This window comes from Acinetobacter sp. ANC 4218 (assembly GCF_002135245.1).
GTDB lineage: Bacteria > Pseudomonadota > Gammaproteobacteria > Pseudomonadales > Moraxellaceae > Acinetobacter.
On the sequence record NZ_NEGD01000006.1, the window covers coordinates 1 to 21,661 of the forward strand.

The 21,661-nt window shown below is 42.5% G+C and carries 17 protein-coding genes and 2 pseudogenes; 4 read left to right on the forward strand and 15 right to left on the reverse strand.

Annotated elements, in window-relative coordinates; genetic code table 11:
• Positions 1-214: pseudogene (locus B9T38_RS07025) on the forward strand (IS4 family transposase); the annotation flags it as partial.
• A gap of 52 nt (positions 215-266) precedes the next feature.
• On the opposite strand, the gene pstB reads toward B9T38_RS07025, so the two are convergent.
• From pstB to B9T38_RS07055, 6 genes are all read right to left on the reverse strand, one after another.
• On the reverse strand, positions 267-1,193 hold the full coding sequence (gene pstB / locus B9T38_RS07030; RefSeq protein ID WP_086196108.1) for a phosphate ABC transporter ATP-binding protein PstB: 927 nt from the start codon (positions 1,191-1,193) through the stop codon (positions 267-269).
• Positions 1,194-1,206: 13 nt separating this feature from the next.
• On the reverse strand, positions 1,207-2,598 hold the full coding sequence (gene pstA / locus B9T38_RS07035) for a phosphate ABC transporter permease PstA (protein WP_086196109.1): 1,392 nt from the start codon (positions 2,596-2,598) through the stop codon (positions 1,207-1,209).
• On the reverse strand, positions 2,595-3,974 hold the full coding sequence (pstC, locus tag B9T38_RS07040) for a phosphate ABC transporter permease subunit PstC (RefSeq protein ID WP_086196110.1): 1,380 nt from the start codon (positions 3,972-3,974) through the stop codon (positions 2,595-2,597). The genes pstA and pstC overlap by 4 nt, the downstream gene beginning before the upstream one ends.
• Positions 3,975-4,073: 99 nt before the next feature.
• Positions 4,074-5,099: a substrate-binding domain-containing protein gene (locus B9T38_RS07045; protein WP_086196111.1), complete on the reverse strand. Its 1,026-nt coding sequence runs from the start codon at positions 5,097-5,099 to the stop codon at positions 4,074-4,076.
• 739 nt (positions 5,100-5,838) lie between these two features.
• Entirely contained in the window at positions 5,839-7,371 is a 1,533-nt protein-coding gene (locus B9T38_RS07050) for a pyridoxal phosphate-dependent decarboxylase family protein (protein WP_086196112.1), read from the reverse strand.
• Between the two features lie 3 nt (positions 7,372-7,374).
• Positions 7,375-8,748 carry a diaminobutyrate--2-oxoglutarate transaminase gene (locus B9T38_RS07055; RefSeq protein ID WP_086196113.1) on the reverse strand — a complete coding sequence of 458 codons (1,374 nt, stop codon included), beginning with the start codon at positions 8,746-8,748 and terminating at the stop codon, positions 7,375-7,377.
• A gap of 475 nt (positions 8,749-9,223) precedes the next feature.
• Between B9T38_RS07055 and B9T38_RS07060 the strand changes: the two genes are divergently transcribed.
• Positions 9,224-9,928, forward strand: a complete 705-nt coding sequence (locus B9T38_RS07060) for an SIMPL domain-containing protein (protein WP_086196114.1) — start codon at positions 9,224-9,226, stop codon at positions 9,926-9,928.
• Between the two features lie 138 nt (positions 9,929-10,066).
• Here B9T38_RS07060 and B9T38_RS07065 read toward each other — a convergent pair whose 3' ends face one another.
• Both B9T38_RS07065 and B9T38_RS07070 read right to left on the reverse strand, forming a co-directional pair.
• Positions 10,067-10,504, reverse strand: coding sequence for an Sbal_3080 family lipoprotein (locus B9T38_RS07065; RefSeq protein ID WP_086196115.1), 438 nt, complete (start codon positions 10,502-10,504; stop codon positions 10,067-10,069).
• A 381-nt stretch (positions 10,505-10,885) separates the two neighbouring features.
• Positions 10,886-11,155: a hypothetical protein gene (locus B9T38_RS07070; RefSeq protein ID WP_086196116.1), complete on the reverse strand. Its 270-nt coding sequence runs from the start codon at positions 11,153-11,155 to the stop codon at positions 10,886-10,888.
• Between B9T38_RS07070 and B9T38_RS17190 the strand changes: the two are divergent.
• Positions 11,151-11,228 (forward strand): annotated as a pseudogene (locus tag B9T38_RS17190) (arsenical resistance protein ArsH); the annotation flags it as partial. The gene B9T38_RS07070 and the pseudogene B9T38_RS17190 overlap by 5 nt on opposite strands.
• Before the next feature lie 69 nt (positions 11,229-11,297).
• On the opposite strand, the gene proB reads toward B9T38_RS17190, so the two are convergent.
• Both proB and cgtA read right to left on the reverse strand, forming a co-directional pair.
• Positions 11,298-12,431 carry a glutamate 5-kinase gene (gene proB / locus B9T38_RS07075; protein WP_086196117.1) on the reverse strand — a complete coding sequence of 378 codons (1,134 nt, stop codon included), beginning with the start codon at positions 12,429-12,431 and terminating at the stop codon, positions 11,298-11,300.
• 29 nt (positions 12,432-12,460) lie between these two features.
• Complete coding sequence (cgtA, locus tag B9T38_RS07080) at positions 12,461-13,678, reverse strand: Obg family GTPase CgtA (RefSeq protein ID WP_086196118.1); 1,218 nt, start codon at positions 13,676-13,678, stop codon at positions 12,461-12,463.
• A gap of 269 nt (positions 13,679-13,947) precedes the next feature.
• On the opposite strand from cgtA, the gene B9T38_RS07085 reads away from it, so the two are divergent.
• A complete protein-coding gene (locus B9T38_RS07085; protein WP_086196119.1) occupies positions 13,948-15,141 on the forward strand; it encodes an MFS transporter in 1,194 nt (397 codons plus the stop codon).
• A 226-nt stretch (positions 15,142-15,367) separates the two neighbouring features.
• On the opposite strand, the gene B9T38_RS07090 is transcribed toward B9T38_RS07085, so the two are convergent.
• From B9T38_RS07090 to uvrB, 5 genes are all read right to left on the reverse strand, one after another.
• Complete coding sequence (locus B9T38_RS07090) at positions 15,368-15,742, reverse strand: winged helix-turn-helix transcriptional regulator (RefSeq protein WP_086196120.1); 375 nt, start codon at positions 15,740-15,742, stop codon at positions 15,368-15,370.
• A gap of 205 nt (positions 15,743-15,947) precedes the next feature.
• A complete protein-coding gene (locus tag B9T38_RS07095; protein ID WP_086196121.1) occupies positions 15,948-17,405 on the reverse strand; it encodes a glyceraldehyde-3-phosphate dehydrogenase in 1,458 nt (485 codons plus the stop codon).
• Positions 17,406-17,673: 268 nt separating this feature from the next.
• Positions 17,674-18,603, reverse strand: coding sequence for an EamA family transporter RarD (gene rarD, locus B9T38_RS07100; RefSeq protein ID WP_086196122.1), 930 nt, complete (start codon positions 18,601-18,603; stop codon positions 17,674-17,676).
• Between the two features lie 147 nt (positions 18,604-18,750).
• The gene (locus B9T38_RS07105; protein ID WP_086196123.1) at positions 18,751-19,338 is read right to left on the reverse strand and encodes a lipocalin family protein; all 588 of its coding nucleotides are present in this window, start codon (positions 19,336-19,338) and stop codon (positions 18,751-18,753) included.
• A 160-nt stretch (positions 19,339-19,498) separates the two neighbouring features.
• Complete coding sequence (gene uvrB / locus B9T38_RS07110) at positions 19,499-21,523, reverse strand: excinuclease ABC subunit UvrB (RefSeq protein ID WP_086196124.1); 2,025 nt, start codon at positions 21,521-21,523, stop codon at positions 19,499-19,501.
• Positions 21,524-21,661: the final 138 nt, after the last annotated feature.

Here is a 21,661-nt window from a genome sequence, read left to right on the forward strand (position 1 = left end):
CCGCAATGCGATACAAACGCAAATATGGATTGCATTAATCGCCTATTTACTGGTGAACTTCGCTAAACACATGGCACAAGAAGAATGGAGTGTTCAGCGTTTACTGCGAATTATTCAGGTCAATTTATTTGAAAGGAAACATTTAAGGTCACTCTTTGCGCCTGATAAAAAATGGCGAAAACAAGAAGAACCTCAATTGAGGTTCTTCTTGTGATATTTGTGGGACAGCAGTGGCCTTACGGCTCTTTTTAGAAATGGTGTTCAGATTAACCGAAGCGACCGGTAATATACGCTTCAGTCAATTGGTGATCTGGCTGAGTAAAGACTTTTTCAGTCGAATTGACTTCAATCAAGTCACCCAAATGGAAATAGGCAGTACGGTCAGATACACGTGCAGCCTGTTGCATCGAGTGCGTTACAATCGCAATGGTATATTGGGTTGAAAGTTCTGAAATCAGTTCTTCAATTTTAGCCGTTGCAATTGGGTCCAGCGCTGAACATGGCTCATCCATCAGAATCACTTCCGGACTCACCGCAATAGTACGCGCAATACATAAACGCTGCTGCTGACCACCTGAAAGACCTGTACCCGGCTGGTTTAAACGGTCTTTGACTTCATTCCACAGCCCCGCTTTATGCAGGCTATTTTCCACAATTTCTTCCAGGTCGTATTTATCACGCGCCAAACCATGCAGTTTAGGACCATACGCCACGTTATCAAAAATTGATTTCGGGAATGGGTTCGGTTTCTGGAACACCATACCAACCTGTGCACGCAGTAAAACCACGTCCAGATTCGGGTCATAGATATCCTGATTATCAAGCATCACCTTACCGGTCACGCGACAGGTATCAATGGTGTCATTCATACGGTTTAAGGTACGCAGGAAAGTTGATTTACCACATCCCGATGGACCAATAAAGGCAATCACTTCATTTTCATAGATATTGATGTCAATACCTTTAATGGCTTCTGCTTCGCCATAGTAAACATGGACATCTGAAGTACTTATTTTAACATTCGATGTTTCATTTTCTTTTTTCGTTGAAGTATGAGTATCGAATTGAGAAACAAATGAAGTACCAGGATGTTTTTGATCGACTTCGGGAGCGATAAACTGTTTCTGTTCTGGATTCACGGATTCATCCTGTTCTAAGGAATTTGCTTGTGTCATAGCTGTTACAGTATTCATATATTGTCCTCACTTACCAGCGCACTTCAAGTTTCTTACGTAACCAGATGGCAAGACTGTTCAAACCAACCATCAGCGCCAGTAAGACAATAATTGCGGCAGCAGTACGTCCTTCAAAGAAGTTACGTAATTCGTTACCCTGCCATAAGAAAATTTGTACCGGTAATGCAGTAGATTGATCGAGTGGTGTCGCTGGCACGCTTGCTACAAAAGCACTCATCCCAATCAGAAGTAAGGGTGCGGTTTCACCGAGGGCTTGTGCTACCCCAATAATGGCACCAGTTAAAATACCAGGAAGCGCCAAAGGCAGCACGTGATGAAATACCGTTTGTACACGGGAAGCACCCAGGCCCAATGCCGCCTGACGAATGGATGGTGGCACTGCTTTCAGTGATGCACGTGTGGTAATAATCACGGTTGGCAAGGTCATCAGACTCAGTACCAGACCACCGACCAATGGTGCAGAAAGGGGTAAATGCATCCAGCCAATAAAAATTGCAGCGCCGAGCAAACCAAAGACGATCGAAGGAACCGCTGCAAGGTTATTGATATTCACTTCAACAACATCTGTAATCCAATTTTTAGGCGCAAATTCTTCAAGATAAATCGCTGATGCCACACCAATCGGAATCGAGATAAAAATCACGATCAGCATCATGAACACTGAGCCCATGAATGCACCTGCAAGACCAGAAGTTGCAGGTGAACTGCGTGAGTCCGGATTGGTAAAGATATTGGTATTAAAGCTATTCTCAATCACACCTTTGGCTTTTAAATCATCGGCAAGCTGGCGAATTTCAGGACTAAGCTGTTGCTGGTCATCAGGTAAACTGCGATCAATATTACCTGCTAGCCATACATCGACATTGGCATCGGCCAGAATCTTGATCTCTTCTTTTTTGCCAATCAGCGTTGGATCAGCCATTACCATATCACGCAAGCGATAGGCCTCTGAACTGGTATACAAAGCAGATAAATCATCACGTTTTGAGGCAATTGAAGGATCTTTTGCAATCATGCCATTAACGATCAAGGCATCCCAATCCACCATGCCCATTTCGGTTTGCCAGGCAATGGTACGCTCTGCAAACTGGGCTGGAGATTCGCCATCCTTCTGCGTAGGTTTTGCACCCACCTGAATGATGGCAGGATCGAAATAGACCGGTACAGAAAGACTGCTTTGCCAGAATGCAGGTAAGCCTTTCGCTAAAATACTTCCGAACAAAAGCACCACAAAGAACAAACCTGTCACAACTGCAGAAAAACCTAAAATACGGAATGTCTTTTCTTTACGATGACGTTTGGCTAAAGAACTGGCAATTCTCTGTTTACGTTTTTCGCGTAATTCAGCTGCAGCTTGTGGGTCAAAGCTTTGCCCCATAGAAGATGTATTTGATGTACTCATTCGTATTGCTCGCGATATTTACGCACGATATACAGTGCAACAATGTTTAAACCTAACGTAATGACAAACAGCGTCAGACCTAATGCAAATGCCACCAAAGCTTGCGGGCTGGCAAAGTCGGTATCGCCGGTTAACTGGTTCACAATGGTAATAGTAACTGTAGATACGGCTTCTAGCGGATTGACATGCAATAATGGACTATTCCCTGCTGCCAGAACCACAATCATGGTTTCACCAATCGCACGTGATGCGGCAAGTAGGAATGCGCCAATAATCCCCGGCAGTGCAGCAGGCAGAACCACCTGACGAATGGTTTCAGACTTGGTTGCACCTAAGCCTAATGAACCATCGCGTAGTGCACGTGGCACCTGGGTAATAATGTCATCCGACAGTGAAGATACAAACGGAATAATCATGATCCCCATGACAAAACCGGCAGTTAAGGCACTGGTTGCATTAATGTGTAGTCCAATGCTTTCGCCCAGCAACTTGAAGAACGGACCAATCACCATCAATGCGAACACGCCATAAACAATGGTTGGAATACCGGCTAAAACTTCAATGGCAGGTTTTGCCCAGGCACGAAAACTTGAAGGTGCATATTCAGCCAGATAGATAGCAATCATCAGTCCAACAGGAACCGCAACCAATAAGGCGATTCCGCTCACCATGAGGGTTCCCCAGATTAATGGCAACAGGCCATAACTGCCTTCTGCATTTCCAGAAGTGCTAAATCCAGGGTTCCATTCCGTACCAAAAAAGAAATCGATCGGACTGACAAAATGGAAAAAGCGCATGGCTTCGCTAAACATCGAAAGTACAATGCCGATGGTGGTTAAGATGGCCACACCGGAACATAGAGCCAAGCCCCAATTAATGATTTTTTCAACCTGGTTACGGGCACGATATTGCTGGGCAATGCGCTTTTTAGCCATCACCAGACCCGCCAAAGCGGCACAAATCACTAAAGCCAGTTTGGCAAAAGAACTAATCGTTTCAATTTTCGCGAGTTGCTGTGCGGCTGCAATTTCATAGGCTGCGGCTTGATCACTCACACCAAAACCCGAAGCAATCGCTTTAACACGATCAATGAGCACTTCTATGCCAGCACGATCCAATGTCGCTGCAACGTTTGCAGGAACATTATTTAACACCACATGGCGCAGAATGTTCGGTTCGACAATATTCCAAACCAGTAAAATTAAAAAAGCAGGGATACCACACCATAAAGCCACCAGTGCCCCGTAATAGCCAGGACGCGAGTGCAACTTTGCAGTGTTATTTCCCTTACCTGCTAGGTTACGGCTTTTGGATAACCCGATTTGATAGGCGATGGCAATTAATGCCAACAACACGCCCATAAGTAGCAGATTCATGTATTCTCCAGCATTTTTCAATTTTCATGCTTTGAAAAACTTGTCTATACAAAAAAGCCGAAGGTAGAAATTATTCTACCGTCAGCTCATTTATCCTAATTACTTAACCGCTTTACCGGCTTTCAAATTTGCAAGAACTTTGGCACGTTCTTTGTCTGACATAGAAATCAGACCAGCTTTTTCCAGTTTAGAGCCTTTACCTGAAACTTTCTTATTCAGGAAGTACTCCGAATACTGTTGTAAGCCTTTGATTGATTTAAGGTGCTCACCTTTTACGTAGAAGTACAATGGACGTGATACCGGGTAAGAACCATTTAGAATAGTTTTCTCTGATGGAATCACATTGTTCACTGTAGCTACACGTAATTTGTCACGGTTTTGGTCATAGAAACCTAAACCAAACACACCTACTGCACTTGGAGAAGTTTTTAAACGTGCAAGTGTTTCAGTATAATCGCCAGAAATTTCGATGACTTTTCCGTCTTTACGGAAATTTGAACATGCTTTCTTCTGAGCATCTTTGTCTAAGTTTTTGAAATATGCGTAAGATTCACAACCTGCTTCAACCATTTTTTCCTGGAACACTTCACGCGTACCGTGGTTTGAAGCTGGAATTACCAATGTAATTGGTTCATTTGGAAGTGCTTTGTCAATTTGATTCCAGCGTGTATACGGGTTTGGAACCAATTTGCCTTGTGAAGGCAACTGTGCAGCCAGTGCAGCAAATACATGTTGTGGACGTAATTTATAAGCTGCTTTCTTTGAGTTAGATGCGAATACAATACCGTCATAACCTACTTTAACTTCGATTACTTGGTTTACGCCAGCTTTTTTACATGCAGCCAATTCAGTATCTTTAATTTTACGAGATGCATTGGCGATGTCGATGGTATTGTCACCTACACCCTGACAGAATTGTTTTAAACCGCCAGATGTACCACCAGAACCAACAACTGGTGCTTTAAATTGCGGGAAAGTATTACCAAATTCTTCTGCTACAATACTTGCATATGGCAAAACAGTTGAAGAACCAGCAATCTGGATGGTGTCACGAGCTGCATTTGCTGTTGTTGCTACAGCTGCCCCTGAAAGTGCTAAAGCAAGTGCGATGTGGTTTAAGCGCATTCTTTTCTCTCTTCAATAGATGCAATTTTGAAGTACGCTACTTTTTATAAAGTTTTGTACTTATTTCGATGATTGCATTTTGATTTTAGAATATGACAATCAAGTTACAGCTTTGTGACGCTTTTATGATAATTCATTTCTTTTGTAGGATTTTTAAAAATATCTTTTAAATTCAACAACTAAAAACCAATCAAAAATATTATTCAAACATTGTTTTTGAGTACGAATTTGTAATATTTCTTAAATCTGTCATTTTCTCATGCCTTCTGTTTCTACTTGCAGGGTGTTTATTCTATGTACAGACAATAAAAATGTTCTGTTTCTGGATTTCTTTTCTATCTGTATCAGGCTTTCACTTTCCCCTCTCAAAGTTACACTACTCTAATTTTTACCACCACTTGTCCAAATCTCTGAAATTCATACAACATGATTTTGTCATATAGTCAAAAATAAATAATGACAATGATATGACCATAAACATTAAAACAATTAAAAATTTTAATCCTGATTGACCCGCTCACATGATATTTAAAGAACATGACTGAGACTTGCTTGCAGAATACTGCTCTCTAAAAGGTTTTAGTCTGCAATTTACAGCTTGAATTTAAAGCAAAACTTTTCAACCACATCTCTTCCAATCAGATCAATATTGATACCTCATAAATCAAATGAGGTTGTACAATCTTAAACACACAAAAAAGGAGACCGTATGGTCTCCTCCTTTCACACAGACAATCAATTAATCAATTGCTGGTGTATATGTACCATCAGCGATTGGACCTTTAATACGATCAGCCTCTGCAAGCACAAGGCCAAGCAGGTTTTTCACGTTGTCTAAAGTCGCAACAGGACTCAAAGTCGTCATCTTCAAGGATTGAACTTGACCCACTTTAGTGACACCAATATTCGCTTCACCACGGGCAAACAGTTCATCTGCCACGTTTTGGTTTAATGTATCGAGCAATTCTGCTGGATAACCTGCTGGAACCACACGGAACAACACAGATGCAAATTGAGGTTCAACCAGAAGCTCTAAACCATCAGTCGCTTTGATGTAATCAGCCACTTCACGTGTCAACTTCACACCATTGTCAATCATTGAACCATAAAGCTCTTCACCCAATGCTTCAACAGTCATCCACAATTTCAACGCATCAAAACGACGTGTTGTTTGTAATGACTTGGACACCAGGTTCGGCACCCCATGTTCTTCATCATAAGCAGAGTTTAGGTACTCAGCTTCATAATGCATGAAACGGTAGTTCGCTTCGTCTTTCAACAAGAACGCGCCACAAGAAATGGTTTGGAAATAATGCTTATGGAAATCCAGTGTCACTGAATCAGACAACTCGATACCATCCAGCATTGAACGATAGTCATTCGATAAAATCAGTGCCCCACCCCATGCCGCATCGATATGCATCCACGCGCCATATTTGTTGGTGATTTCACGAATTTCTTTCAATGGATCAATCGCACCAGCATCAGTCGTACCTGCTGTTGCAACAACACATGCCACGATTTTGCCTTCAGATTGAAGGTGCGCCATAGTTTTTTCCAGAGCATCCACATCCATCTGTGCATTTTCATTTACAGGAACAGTGACTACAGACTGGAAGCCCATACCCATCATTGCCATGTTCTTTTGCACAGAGAAGTGTGCATTTTCAGAACAGATGACTTTGACATTACGCATCGCATCAGCAGGGATACCATCGCGCTGAACAGACCAAGGATTGCCGTTTTCGTCTTTCCAGTTTTTAGAGATGCAAGCATCACGCGCAAGCAGCACACCCATCAGGTTCGACTGGGTACCACCAGAGGTAAATACACCTGCCTGACCTGAACCATAGCCAACTTTTTGACGTAGCCAGTCAATCAACTGCACTTCCATCAATGAACCGGCAGGACTTTGATCCCATGAGTCCATAGACTGGTTAGTTGCGTTAATCAATACTTCTGCAATCTGGCTTGCCACCATGGTCGGGCAATGCAAATGTGCTAACGAGTGCGGATGATGAACTTTCAGGCTTTTGTTTAAGAAAAGCTCAACCATACGCTCAAGCGATTTGTGTAGACCCATGCCTTCTTTTGAAGGATGAAATGCAATCGCACTGCGTAGCTCTTTAATGCTGCCACCAGTGTACATTTTGTCGTTTTGCAACCATGCAGAAACGGCTTTTACCGCTTCGTCCATTGCTGACTGATAGTCAGCAATAGAACCTGCATCATTGCAGAATAACGCTTTACGATGTTCTGCAAAATCTACCATGCCTTATGCACCTCGAACTGCAACAAGCGCTTCAGCAATTGCTTTCTTAAAGCGGGCAATCACTTCAACACATTCGTCTTGGGTGATGATAAGCGGGCAAAGTAAACGAATCACAGTACCGTTACGACCACCTTTTTCTAACAACAGTTTGTTATCGAAACATGCAGCCTGGATTGCAGCAGCCAATTGAGAATCACCTGGGAATGAACCCATATGATCTGCTTTTTGACGTTCGTCAACGATTTCAATACCGATCATCAAACCACGGCCACGTACATTACCGAGACATGGGAATTCTACTGCTAATTTTTTCAATTCAGCTTGTAAGAAATCGCCACGTTCTTGCGCATTTTGTGCAAGATTTTGTTCTTTGATGGTTTTGATGGTCGCAAGACCTGTACCCATCGCCAACTGGTTACCACGGAAAGTACCAGTGTGACCTGCTGGCTGCCAAGCATCAAACTTGCGTTTAATACCCAGTACTGCAAGTGGCAAGCTACCACCTACAGCTTTAGACATTACTACCACGTCAGGTTCAATACCCGCATGTTCAAAAGCAAACATTTTGCCTGAACGTCCAAAGCCTGCTTGAACTTCGTCAAGAATCAACACGATATTGTGTTTTTCAGTCACTTCACGGATTTTCTTCAACCATTTAACCGGTGCAGTCACCACACCGCCTTCACCTTGAATCGCTTCAAGAATCACAGCTGCTGGCTTGGTTACACCGCTTTCTACATCTTCAATGAAGTTTTCGAAATAATAAGTCAAGGCATCAACACCCGCTTCACCGCCAATGCCTAATGGGCAACGGTATTCATGCGGATATGGCATAAACTGTACGCCTGGCATCAAGCCATTGACTGCATTCTTCGCAGACAGGTTACCTGTCATTGCCAAAGAACCGTGTGTCATACCGTGATAGCCACCTGAGAAGCTGATCACTGAGCTACGACCAGTATAAGTTTTTGCTAATTTAATTGCTGCTTCTGTACCGTCTGCACCAGACGGACCACAGAACTGTAGGCAATACTCTTCCTTCCCACCAGGGAGCTGTTCAAGTAATGCTTCAGTAAATGCATCTTTTAAAGGTGTCGTTAAATCTAAAGTATGTAATGGAAGACCGCTTGCTAGCGTATCTTGGATACTTTGAATTACCGCAGGATGATTATGGCCTAAAGCCAATGTTCCTGCCCCAGCTAAACAATCGAGGTACTCTGTACCTTCAACATCAGTAACCCAACAACCTAAGGCTTTTGCTATCGCTAACGGCAATTTACGTGGATAGCTACGAACATTGGATTCCATCTGGCTTTGGCGAGTCAAATAGTATTCGTTAGTAGACTTAGTGGCAGGATTTACAGAAGAAACGCTCATATCGAATTACCATCTCTGATATGGGTTGAAAGAAATAAGTCGGGTGACTTGTGGTCCTTTGACTCGGTGCTTTATAGAATCTAGTTTGACGACTTGATTTATACATCATAACTAAACGGCGGATGATACAGAATTTTTCAATAAAATAAACAAGTTTTATGACTTTATCTGCCTAAAACCGATCAAAAAAATATATCAAGCCAATTCTTAGATTGAATTATCATCTTACAGTGTGACAGACTAAAGAAAACCTTATTTTTATACTTTTTTTATGCAAAAGATTGAATGAACGTAACCGTTCAAGTTAAATCAAGTTAAGTAATTAATTTTTAAATATTTTATTTAAAAGCCTTTTTTATAAGATCAATCAAACCATTTACAATCTTGACACAAAGTCTACAAAAAATCCTCATGAAGTAGCGATACCATGTTTATTAAAAGCTGAACTTTTCTTTACAAAAAATAGGTAAAAATAATGCGATATTTAACTCTATCCTCTCTGGTACTTACTAGCCTACTTTCAACAGCTACCTTTGCGCAGCCAACAGAGCAGCTGAATTATAATTTAGTCAATGTCCAGGCTGAAGCCACTCGCCAGATTTCCAATGATGAAATGTATGCGGTTTTATATATTGAAAGAAGCAAGAAGCAGCCAGCTGAACTTTCTGCACTCATCACACAACTCATGAATCAAGCCATTGCAGCATCGAAAAAATACCCGCAAGTGAAAGTTGAAACGGGTACACAGAGCACTTATCCGGTGTATGACAATGACAGTCAGAAATTGAAAGAATGGCGTGGCCGGGCTGAAATTCGCCTAAAAAGTACCGATTTTAAAGCCGTCAGCCAGTTAATCAGCGAATTACAGCAAAACTTCCAAACCCAGTCGATCAACTTTACCGTTTCCGATGTACAACGTAAAAAAGTGGAAAATGAATTGATGGTGGAAGCATCGAAAAACTTTCAGCAACGCGCACAAATGTTGACTTCGGCATGGAATAAATCAGGCTATCAATTGGTTAACCTCAACCTAAATACCAATAACTATTATCCACAACCGGTGATGATGCGTGCCAACATGGCGAAATTTGCAGGTGCTGAGGCCGCTGATGCGCAAAATGTTGAGGCCGGTGAATCAAAAATTACCGTGAATGCCAATGGTTCGATTCAGTTTAAGTAAATATTTAAGATTCATTTAAAACCGTGTAAACACACGGTTTTTGCTGATAGTGTTGCTCTTAATCTTCTCCCCTCTATCTTTACAGTTCAATCAAGTGTGAGACGGCCTAAAGGTGATGATGGCCACCGCTAATTTATTCTATTTCTTGACATCAACAAGCTCATCTACTAGCTCATCAATCTTTGTATCTGTACTGCGCCATTTATTCAAAGCCAGACCGCCTTTGCCTTTCAATTTAAACTCAGCCTCAGAAACAACTTGCCCTTCTTTCATTAATGTGAATTTTGCATAACTCATGTAGGTCACAACATCCCATGTGCGCAATGCAGTGTAGTTCATCGTAGTTTCACATAACGCCGGTTTGGAATTTTCAGGATAAATGCGTGCATTGATATTGTATCTTGCGAAACTACGAACTATTGAGTCATCAAATCCGGCAATTGTAACCTTAGGATTATTGATCACACATATTTGCTTAACGGTCTTTGGCTGAAATCCTTCGTTATTTTTAACCTGAATTGATGTGCAACCAGATACAGCTAAACCCAAAGCACTTAATGCTAATAATTTTTTCATAATACCCCCTTATAGTAAGAAAATAAGATACTAATTTATTGAATAAAAAGAAACTAGACTACATTGGAATAGCATAAAGGAACCAGCCTAAGTCAACCCTTTCACCATAGGAGGATCTTAATTCGACATAAATAATGTTACATCTACATCTTTCGCACCTTTCGACGATAGATATACTTTTGAGAAATTTCCGAAGGCTTGCTCAATTCGTCTACCGACAAATAACAAACCTCGTTTTTTCGGTAACCTGACCAAAACATAAATTCCTCATAGCTAAGAATTTTTCTGCCTCAGCTATTGTTTGATCACTGACGCCATTCAGAACTAACTCTGCACAGAATTCGTCTCGGTATTCAATTCCTTTTCCTGTTTTTCAGCAAATTATTGCAAACCTTTAAGTCCAGAAACTTCAGAAAACACCTGATCTGCGAGCGATTGAGTGAAATTTTCTTCAACCTGTTCAGTTGTGAATATTGCACCACCCACCTCATCAACACGCGTCAGTGCAATCCAATCAGGAATCACACTTTTATCACCTTCATTATCAGGACATATCACATCAATGTCTTCTTCTGTTTCATTACTGAGTTCCAATTCTTTTGCACATTGAACTGCTTCAACTGCAGTTGCATCGTCTTCGTGATAATACAACTGTGACCGATATTTTGAACGGGTTGAAAGTGCGGAAGAGCTGTCAAAACGAGTGAACCAGAAAGATATTTAAGCTGGCTAACTTGCTAGATAGATATAAAAAATCCCGCTCTAAAGCGGGATTTTTTTGAATCTATAAAACTTAATAGATCGCCATGTGGTTACGATGGATCATCTCTAGCGAACGTGCTTCGCCTAACACCTGATGTACTTTATCCGATGCCAGACCTTTGACAATTTCCGCAGAACGCGAACTGAAGTTGACACGACCAACAGCAATGCGATGACCCTCTTGATCTACACACTCCACCACATCACCACGCTCAAAGTGACCTTCCACCGCTTTTACCCCTACAGGTAACAAACTGCGGTGATTGTCTTTAATCGCTTTGACTGCACCATCATCAAGAACCAGACGACCTGCCGTTTGTAGATGTGCCGCCAACCATTGCTGATGTGCGGTAATACGGTCATTGTCAGTAATAAACAAAGTACCTAACAATTCACCCGACATTAAGCGAGCAAGCACATTATCACTTTCACCACTGGCAATCAGGGTTGGACAACCCGATTTTGCTGCCAGACGTGCAGCACGGACTTTGGTCAGCATACCGCCACGACCAAATTTACCGCCACCACCGGCCATATCAAACAGGCTTTCATCCAAAGCACGCACGGTATGGAACAGTTTGGCATTCGGATTAGAACGCGGGTCTGAATCAAACATGCCTTGCTGATCGGTCAGGATAATCAGCAAATCTGCATGCACCTGACCTGCCACCATAGCGGCCAAGGTATCGTTATCACCAAAGCGGATTTCGTCAGTAGAAACCGTGTCATTTTCATTGATCACCGGAATCACACGCCAGTCAATCAGGTTCTGTAAGGCATCACATGAATTGAGATAGCGACGGCGGTCTGCCAGGTCATCGTGAGTCAGTAAAACCTGCGCCGTTTGAATGGAATGATTTTCCAGAACACTCGACCAGGTTTGAATCAGCCCCATTTGACCAATGGCAGCACAAGCCTGAAGACTGGGTAGATCAGTGGGTCGATTCTCAAGTTTCATTCGCACCATACCTTCAGCCACAGCACCGGAAGACACAAGAATAATCTCATGTCCTGCATTGTGCAGATCTGCAATCTGTTTCGCCCAATGCGAAATTGCATCCAGATCTAACCCTGTTCCGTTTGCTGTGAGTAAAGATGATCCGATTTTAACAACGATTCGTTTACAAGCCTTGAGCTGACGTTGCCCATCTACCACTTCTATCATCTTGTCCTCAGTTACTCTTATTGCAGAGCTTAACGTACGTAGTACACTTCCATTTCACCATCATCACCGTCTTCATCATCATCGTCGTCATCACCTAGAATACCGGCAAGACGCTGTTGACGACGCATCTCACGATACGCTTCTTTCGCTGCGATGGTTTGTTCACGTGTTTCAGCTTCAAGCTGGTCACGGAACGCTTTTAATTGTGCTGCATATTCTGGATCTTCAGCTTCGAGTTCACGTTGTTTCTCGATTTCATCCATGAGGTAATACACAACTTCTTTAGTCCCTTCAGACATGAGGCCTGAAGTTTTGAATACTGGACCTGTCCATTGCATTTCCTCAAGAAGATGCTTACACCATTCTTCACGCGTATCTTCGTCAAGTTGGTCAACCTTGTTCAGCACCAGTACCACTGGCAATTTAGCAAGTGTTGGAGAGAATTTTTTTAACTCATTCAAAATTGCTTTGGCATTGTGTGCCGGATCTGAACCGTCAATCGGTTGTACATCGACAATGTGCAACAAAATACGGGTACGCGCCAGATGCTTAAGGAAACGAATACCCAGACCCGCACCTTCAGATGCACCTTCAATCAGTCCGGGAATATCGGCCATCACAAATGAACGGTGACGGTCGGCATCTACCACGCCCAGATTCGGCACCATAGTGGTAAATGGATAGTCTGCAACTTTTGGTTTTGCAGCAGAAACCGCACGAATAAAGGTCGATTTACCTGCGTTAGGCATCCCGAGCAAGCCAACATCCGCCAATACTTTAAGTTCTAGACGCACTTCACGGAATTCACCTTTGGCACCATGAGTACATTTACGTGGTGAACGGTTGGTCGAAGATTTGAAGTGAGTATTCCCTAAACCACCTTCACCGCCTGCTGCAACCAATACACGCTGACCATCAGCGACCAGGTCACCGATGATATCGCCAGATTCTGTATCTACAATGGTGGTTCCAACCGGAACCAGTAATACGGTGTCTTCACCGCCACGGCCTGCACAGTTTGCACCGCGACCATTTTTTGCACGTTCTGCACGGAATTTACGTGTATAACGATAATCTACAAGGGTACTGGTGTCGTCGTCGGCCTGAATATAAATACTACCGCCACGACCACCGTCACCACCATCTGGACCACCAAATGGTACGAACTTTTCACGGCGAAAACTGGCTACGCCATTGCCACCGTCGCCAGCCTCTACGGTAATGACTGCTTCATCAACAAAGCGCATGCTGCCAATCCTCTAAAAACTTTAAAACCCCATATTCTGCCATATTTTAAAGAATTTCTCGAATATATTTATTCAGCACCGCATGAAGATGACTGAATTCAGTCTTATTTTATAAACATCAATCAAAAAGCTGATGTTGTCCGATCTTTTTGCCAAGCAATTATTTTCCAACCGTTGATATAAATTAATGATCACATGATTGATTTTACTTATTTCAGAATCTGGACAACTCTCCTTATAGTGCATGCAGCGTTGTTTGAGTCCTGATCATGTCTTTGCCAAAACCTGAAAATGTCAGCCCTTTGTCATCACAATTTATATTGCTTATGGCAATCGCCTGCGGTTTATGTGCCGGTTCGGCTTATTTTAATCAGCCGCTAATTTATTCGATTGAAAAGAGTTTGAAAATTAGCACTAGTCAGGCCGGCTTAACCGTCGTGCTTGCCCAAATTGGTTATGTGCTTGGCTTAATGCTGTTGGTGCCTTTAGGCGACTTCCTAAATAAACGTAAACTTGTGGTCAGTTTGATGGTATTTGCTGCCATCTCGCAAATTCTGCTGTCATTGAGCACCACCCTTAACACCTTATATCTTTTCACCCTGTGTGCCACCTTTGGGGCAATTTCCGCTCAGGTTCTGATTCCTTTTGCCTCAACAATTAGTCCACCAGAATCCAGTGCTGCAACGGTTGGAAAACTCATGAGCGGTTTAGTGATGGGGATTATCCTGTCACGGACCTTCGCCGGTTTTGTCTCAACGTACTGGTCCTGGGAAGGTGTGTATTTATCCAGTGGCGTGATCACCCTGCTGTTTGCTGTTGTGATGTGGAAAAAATTACCGAATACTCAACCTCAAACCGGCTTAACCATCAGCAGTATTTACCGTTCACTGTTTACACTTGCCCGAAATAATCCACATTTAATCCGTCGTGCCTGTGCCGGTGCTTTGGGCTTTGGCATCTTGTCGATGGTCTTTACCTCGATGACCTTTGTCCTAGGCAATGCGCCTTACTACTTTAGTGATTTTGAAATTGGCCTGTTTGGCTTGCTCGGTGTTATCGGGATTTATTCATCGAGCTGGTCGGGCAAAACCGTGGGGCAAGGTAAAGAAAATCTGGTCGCAAAACTGTGTATTTTTCTAATGCTGTTTTCATGTATTCCCCTGTTCTTTGCCCAACAGAATATTTGGGTTTATGCAATTGGGGTTTTGATGAGTTATTTTGGCCTCACCGCCTTTCATGTACTAAACCAAAATCTGGTTTACCGGATTGACCTGAAAGCACGTTCACGGATTAATGCAGTCTATATGACCATCTATTTTTCGGGTGCAGCTTTGGGTTCACTGGGTGCAGTATATGCATGGGAACACTTTGGGTGGATTGGCTGTGTTGCACTCAGTCTGGTCTTCTCGATTGGAATTTTACTGATTGACCGTTTTGATTTTAGCCAAATGAAAAAGGTTTAAACCCAGCATAAGGAATAGACCACAAGGTTTATTCCTTTAAAACTTATAAGACTTAATCTCTAAAGCAGATAAACATTTATCCTGTGAATCTCTTCCTGATAAGCCTTTGAATCAATATAGAAAAATTTATACAGACCATAACCAAAGTCCCATACCTTACCAGTAAAGTCACCACCAGATTTCCGGCCTTTCCAGCTAATGACTACCCACACAGACAATTTAATTCTTATTTAGCAATACGGTCTTTATTCTCCAAAATCTCAGGCAAACTCCGCTCTAACCAGCCAATCAGGTAATTCATTTTTTCCGCTGCTTGCGAGCCTAAAATGGTCAGCTGATATTCAACTTTAGGTGGCACCACCGGATAGACCGTGCGTAGGATAAAACCATCCTGTTCCAGCATTTTTAGCGTTTGTGACAGCATTTTTTCACTCACCCCTTCAATGCGCTGTTTCAGCTCACTAAAACGATGCACCCCCTCACTTAAGCAACGTAGAACCAATACAGACCATTTGTTCGCGAGATGTTCCAATATTTCCCGTGATGGACATTCATTCGATAACACCTGCCCTAACAAAGGACTGATCGCATATTTACTCATTCAAGCTCTCTCCATCTGTATATTTTTATCTTTTACTTACTATTTTTAATGTACTTACCATTTGTAAGCTATCAGATTAGAATTTCGGCTACAAGTATCATTTTTTAATTAAATTCAGTAAAAATTTCTGCTTATAACATGAGCTTAAAATAACGGCATAAAAAAAGGAGCCTCTATAGAGACTCCCTTTTACTACTTTAACAAATTATGCATTTGTTTCGGCAGGAATTTTTGGATAGCTTACGCCGCCCATCTGTTCTGCAATACGTAATACCTGGCAGCTATAACCAACTTCGTTATCGTACCAAACGTAGCAAGTTAAACGGTTGCCTGAAGTGATTGTTGCTTGCGCATCAAATACACCTGCAGTACGTGAACCGATAAAGTCAGAAGATACTACTTCAGTTGAGTTGGTATAACCGATTTGACCTTGAAGGTTTGAGTTGATTGAGATTTGACGAATGTATTCGTTCACTTCTTCACGATCTACTTCTTTCTCAAGGGTTAAGTTAAGAATAGCCAATGAAACGTTTGGTGTAGGAACGCGTACAGAGTTACCAGTCAACTTGCCTTTAAGCGCAGGAAGTGCTTTAGCAACCGCTTTAGCAGCACCTGTTTCCGTAATAACCATGTTCAATGTTGCAGCACGGCCACGACGGTCAGCTTTATGGTAGTTGTCGATCAGGTTCTGGTCGTTTGTGAACGAGTGAACTGTTTCAACGTGACCATTAAGCACTTTGTATTTGTCTTCTAACACTTTAAGTGTTGGAGTGATGGCGTTAGTCGTACAGCTTGCAGCAGAGATAATAGTATCTTCATCAAGAATGTCAGCTTGGTTGACACCGTATACAACGTTCTTCATGTCACCTTTACCAGGTGCAGTCAAAATTACACGTGCAGCGCCTGGGCATTGAAGGTGTTGAGCAAGACCTTCTGCATCACGCCATTTACCAGTGTTATCAATAACCAATGCATTGTTAATACCATAAGTAGTGTAATCCACTTCAGATGGGCTAGATGCATAGATCACTTTAATGAAGTTACCGTTTGCAATAATGGCTTCGTTTTCTTCATCAACTGAAATTGTGCCTTGGAACGGACCATGGATAGAGTCGCGACGCAGCAATGAAGCACGTTTTTCCAAATCACCATCAGATGATTTACGCACCACGATTGCTTTAAGATTTAAACCACGACCCAAACCTGATTGGCCAATGATTAAACGCGCAAGAATACGGCCAATACGACCAAAACCGTAAAGAACAACATCTTTGCCTTCTACAACCTTCGCATTACCTGCTAAAGATTTCACTGCTTCAGCAACAAAAGCGTCTACATCACCGCCTTTTTCTTTGAATTCAACAGCAAGTTTACCTAGATCAATTTCTGCTGAACCAATATTTTCAATTTTAGCTAAAGCTTCTAAAATCGGGAAAGTGTGAACCACAGAAAGCTCAACATCCATAACACGTGTACGGCGATGCGCTTTTAAAATCTGGATTACTGAACGGTTAACTAAAGAACGACCGTATACAGAAGTCACGATATTTTTTTCACGATATAGTTGACCAATCAGGGCAATCATACGTTCCGCGATTTCTTCACGGTTTTTCCAGCGACCTTGGTGCTCTGCATGTAGGGCGATGATAGTGTCTTTGCTCACAGCTACGTCCTCTAATTAATTGTATATCTAGGCATAAATTTCAAACCCGACAATTGTAAAGGAATTATCAGCAACTTTGAATCAAAAGCTGAATGTTCAACGTGCTTTTTACAATATATTCACTATAAATTTATAAAATAGTTGTAATTATTTTCATGATTTTACTGTTAAAAGATCAGAAAGCGATTTAAAAAGTAAAAGTATACTTTTTTGTTAAATGTTGCTTAATCAAACAACCTGAGTTTTTACCCAGTTTACCGAATGCAGTCTATTTCAAACGATCCTGATAGTTTTCCACATTTTGATTCAGTGCACGCTGTTTATGCTTTTGTTTGATGATATGAATTGTACCTTCAATGACCAGCAATAAAACGGCAATCCAGATGGGAATATAAGTCAGCCATTCTCCTGTCTCAACCCGTTCCCCCAACACAATAGAAGCAAAGGCCAAAAGCACGGGTTCGAGATAACTCAGCAATCCAAAAATCACAAAAGGCAAATAACGGCTGGCCAGCATATAACTGCCCAGTCCCAACGCACTTAAAAAACCCAAGCCAATCACCGCGATAATTAAATGTGGAAAATGAGCCATTAAACTCAGACTATCGCTATGCATAAAGCCCAAGTAAAAAGCCACTGGCAAAATGAGACATAAATCCCACCAAAAACCGCCCAAATGATCCGTTTTAAAGACCCGGCGTAAAAAGAAATATAAGGGATAAGCCAAAGCAACATAAACCGTTTCCCAGGCGATACTGCCGATACGCCAGATTTCATGTCCTACTCCTAAAATGGCCAACATCACGGCAGCCAACTGCCATTTCGACAGTTTTTCCTTATAAAGCACACAACCCACCAGCACCATCACCAAAGGCAACAGAAAATACCCCAGTGAAACTTGCAGACCACGGCCATTAATGGGACCCCAGAGAAATAGCCACAGTTGTGTGGTACAAAGCAGGGAGCTAAAAATCAGCCAGATCAGGAACACAGGCTGTTTAACCATACGCTTAAAAATCTGGGAAATATGCTGCAAATCACCCGACCACCACATAAACAGGGTTAGGAAAGGCAGCGTGGCCAGCATGCGCCAGGCAAAAGTCTGTTCGCTGTCCAAAGGTTTTAAAAATTGCGTATAAAAATACAACACCCCAAAAGTAACGGATGCCAATACTGACAAAGCCAAGCCTTTATACATCTTTTACCTCAAGGGGATTCTTCATTTCATGACTTTACGAAACCATCCAAAATACTGGATCATTCAACTTTAAAACCGAAGCTATCTTAACAAATAAAAAACCATGCCTAAGCATGGTTTTGAACTTTTGTTAAAGTATGCAGTATGTTACCTGATCGTCTGCTTGGTATGAATCACATCACCCACGTCATAGCCCAACGACTTGGCATATTCCAAATATTCGTTGACGACTGCCTGATCAGGTTGTGGAGTACGGGACAATACCCACATGTATTTGCGGCGTGGTTCCCCCACTAATACCGTCTGATAATTTTCATCAAGTTTAAGCACCCAATAATCACCTCGACCGAAGGGTAACCAGCGAATCGCCTCAGGCAAGAAACTGACTGTTAATTTGGTATTAAAAGGTGCATTTTCAATAAATGCCTCTCCAATCGACTGGGTGAGGTTACCCTCTTTGGTATAGCAGCGGTTATCTACGACCACATTGCCGTTCTCGTTCACGGTATAGGTCGCGGTGACATCACGATCACACTTGTTTTGAAAATACAGCGGCTTGCGGGCCACTTCATACCAGACACCCAGATATTTATCCAGCTCAACCTTTTCCACCGTTTGTAGTGGCTTGGTTTGCGCATATGCCATTGTCGCCACACCCAAACCCAGCAATACGGCTCCACCGACGGCAATTTTAGCCAGTTTATAGCCCGCTTTTGGAAGATTATCGCCTGTCATAAAAGTACCTTTCAGTCAAAATTTTAAATTCTTTAAGTGCTTACACATTTAAAAATAACGACTCCAACCCAACCATACTGTAGCGTTATGTAAGGTCTGTTGACATTTCATATATGGATTGCCAACAGACCTTAATTATTTTGCAATGAAAATCTTCAAGCTAGCTAAGCATCTGTGCCTTCAGACGAACTATTTCATCACGCAGTCGCGCGGCCTGTTCAAACTGCAATTCTTTCGAAGCTTTGAACATCTCTTTTTCCAGTTTGGACAAATGTTTTGCCAGCAATTTAGGGTCTGCCAAAATGTGGCGCTCATCGGCACTTAAGGCACGAGCCTGATCCGAAATTTTCTCGTCAATTTGATCATCATTCAGCACTTCACCGGTATCAATATCCTGGTTATTTTGACGCTTGGTACTTCGTGGTGTAATGCCATGCAGTTGATTAAACTCGATCTGTTTGGCTCGGCGGCGCTCAGTTTCATCCATGGCTTTTTGCATGGAGTCGGTAATGCGATCTGCATACAGAATGGCTTTACCGTTCACGTTACGTGCAGCACGACCAATGGTTTGGATCAATGAACGTTCCGAGCGCAAGAAGCCTTCTTTATCGGCGTCCAGAATGGCCACAAGGGACACTTCCGGCATATCCAGACCTTCCCGCAGCAGGTTAATGCCGACCAGCACATCATGTACACCGCTACGCAGCTCATGAATAATCTTGGTCCGCTCCACGGTATCGATATCTGAATGCAGATAAGCTACCTTGACCCCGTATTCTTTTAAATACGAAGTTAAATCTTCTGCCATGCGTTTGGTTAAGGTCGTAACCAGAACGCGTTCATCCTGTTCCTTACGGATATTAATTTCCGACAACACGTCATCGACCTGAGTCAGCACGGGACGAATTTCGATTTCAGGATCGACCAGTCCGGTTGGACGAACCACCTGCTCGGCAATCTGCTGCGCTTTTTCCAGCTCATATTTGGCCGGCGTTGCACTGACATAAATTGTGGATGGAATAATACGTTCCCATTCTTCAAACTGCATGGGACGGTTATCCAGCGCACTTGGCAAACGGAAACCATAATTCACCAGATTCTCTTTACGCGAACGGTCACCTTTATACATGGCACCAATCTGCGGCACCGTGACATGCGATTCATCAATAATCAGCAAGGCATCATCGGGAATATAGTCAAATAAGGTCGGTGGTGCCTCGCCTGCCGGACGGCCAGACAAATGACGTGAATAGTTTTCGATGCCGTTGGTATAGCCCAATTGCTGCATCATTTCCAAGTCATAGCGGGTACGCTGTTCAATACGCTGTGCTTCCAGTAATTTGTCATTAGCCCTAAAGAAACCTAAACGCTCCTGAAGTTCCTCACGAATGGTCCCAATGGCGCGCTGCAAATTATCCTTCGGGGTGACATAGTGACTTTTAGGATAAATGGTCACACGCGGTACTTTACGCACCATTTTTCCGGTTAAGGGATCAAACCAGCGAATGGAATCGACTTCATCATCAAACAGCTCGATACGAATAGCATCCTGATCCGACTCGGCCGGGAAGATATCAATAATTTCACCACGTATACGGTAAGTACCACGCAAGAATTCTAGTTCGTTACGGCTATATTGCATTTCCACCAGACGGCGAATAATGTCATCACGGCTGATCCGGTCACCCTGTACAATATGCAGCAACATGCTCATATAAGCATTCGGATCACCCAGACCATAAATAGCAGACACCGACGCGACAATAATCGCATCACGGCGCTCCAATAATGACCGCGTTGCCGAAAGGCGCATCTGGTCTATATGGTCATTAATCGCCGAGTCTTTTTCAATAAAGGTATCAGAAGATGGTACATAAGCTTCCGGCTGATAATAATCATAATAACTGACGAAATATTCAACCGCATTATTCGGGAAAAATGACTTGAACTCACCATACAACTGTGCAGCTAAGGTCTTGTTATGTGCCATGACAATGGTAGGACGCTGTAACTGGGAAATCACATTGGCCATGGTATAGGTTTTACCTGAACCGGTTACCCCAAGTAACAATTGGTCGTGATAGCCTTTTTGAATACCTTTGACTAATTTTTCAATGGCTTGTGGCTGATCTCCCGCAGGCTGATAGCTGGTCACTAATTCAAAAGGTTGATGACTATCCGACATATTATTCAGCTTCTATACACTAATGCAGTTTGAATGATATGAGGGTTAAAGCTCAACATTCAATATCAATCTCCTGATATTTAGCGAGGGACTTATATAAAGAAAATTGCAACATTTTTGTCTTGACCGCATGTGCAT